2 protein-coding genes are annotated in these 1,379 nt (G+C 42.3%); both read right to left on the bottom strand.

The annotated features are described in order from the left end of the window. A partial coding sequence (locus R7F67_RS24080; protein ID WP_318057442.1) for an ABC transporter substrate-binding protein occupies positions 1–795 on the bottom strand: 795 nt, incomplete at its 3' end. Between the two features lie 434 nt (positions 796–1,229). After that, positions 1,230–1,379 (bottom strand): orotidine 5'-phosphate decarboxylase / HUMPS family protein (locus tag R7F67_RS24075; RefSeq protein WP_318057443.1); only part of this gene is annotated, 150 nt, incomplete at its 5' end.

The following is a 1,379-nucleotide window of genomic DNA, read 5'->3' as shown; positions in this document are numbered from 1 at the left end:
CTCTACGTTATAACGGTTCTTATAGTAACGATTGTTGTAGCCCCACCAATCTTCACCAACATGCTTAAAGGTAACACTTTTCCCTTTTTTAACCTTATCTAGGTAGTATGGTGCTGCCGTTGGTTCAGCTTTGAAGTTGAATTTACGTACAAAGTTATCCGGCATGCCATCGTTGTTTTCATCCTTCTCACCTTTGAAAAAGTGTTTTGGACGAGGTTGGAAGCCATTGCTTGGCATATTAATCATGACCATCAGAGAGTCATGACTCTGTGCAACCGCTAAATTAACACGGATGGTGTAATCATCAATTTTTTCCACGCTAACAATGCTGTTGGTAAAAAAGTCATTGTACCAAGGGTCAATAATGTCTTTTGAGGTGTAGTACTGCATCATGAAGACATAATCATCGGCCGTGATTTTCTCACCATCAGACCATTTCGCAGTGTCATCAAGCTTAAAATAAACCGTTTTATTATCTTCACCAAATGCCCATGACTTAGCCAATTGAGGAATCCACTTACCCGTATTTGGGTGACGTTGAGCCATTTTTGGCGTGCCATCCATCAAATATTGGCGCAATCCAGAGTTAGCATCCGGACCAACACTGCGTAATGTCTGCGGAAAACTTTCGATGTAAGTGCGGTAAGTTCCACCATAAACGGCTTCTTCCGAAGCAAATAACGGCTCATTATTATTTGAAACCCACTCGATATCAGCAGGCAACTCAGCTGCATGCAGTTGAAAACTGACAGCAGTCAGTGCAGCCAAAACTGAAAATGGCATTTTTTTGGTCATATTTCTTCCTTGTTGTGTTTGCGCACTAAGGTCAGTACAAGGAAGACGAGTGTGAAGCTCACGATAGGCTGCGGACACGACAGTACGCAGATAGGAAATAGTAGGAGCATAATATGAAAGCGACATCCTGCCGACTTCTATATTGATTTCAAAGAGTTTCACCAGGTCATCCTAGACCTTACAACGCAGTGAATGCATCTTCGACATAGTATTCGTTACCTATTTGTAACGCAAGCCATCTACAGCACATGGTTGCATTTTCGGCTTATCATTATCAATTATGTTATTAAAGTGTGATCGATATAGTGCATTCCCCTGTAGGACTAAGAATAATCCGTAGAACCTTTGTTCTCATCGGGTAATTCGTTGTTCTGAGAAAGAAAAAAGGTGAGGCATCCTAGCCTCACCTTTATCCATTTGATGCTCGAGAGTTATTACTTGCTAGCTAAGCTGTCGTTTATAGATTTCAATACGGCAGCAGGGTCCGTCGCCTGAGTGATCGGACGGCCAATAACAAGGTAGTCAGAACCCGCTTGAATAGCATCAACTGGCGTCATAATACGACGTTGGTCGCCTTGATCAGA

The organism is Vibrio sp. YT-17 (genome assembly GCF_033337375.1).
GTDB lineage: Bacteria > Pseudomonadota > Gammaproteobacteria > Enterobacterales > Vibrionaceae > Vibrio > Vibrio alginolyticus.
The sequence above is the reverse complement of the archived record's forward strand: the minus strand, read 5'-3'. Positions and strand labels throughout refer to the sequence as shown.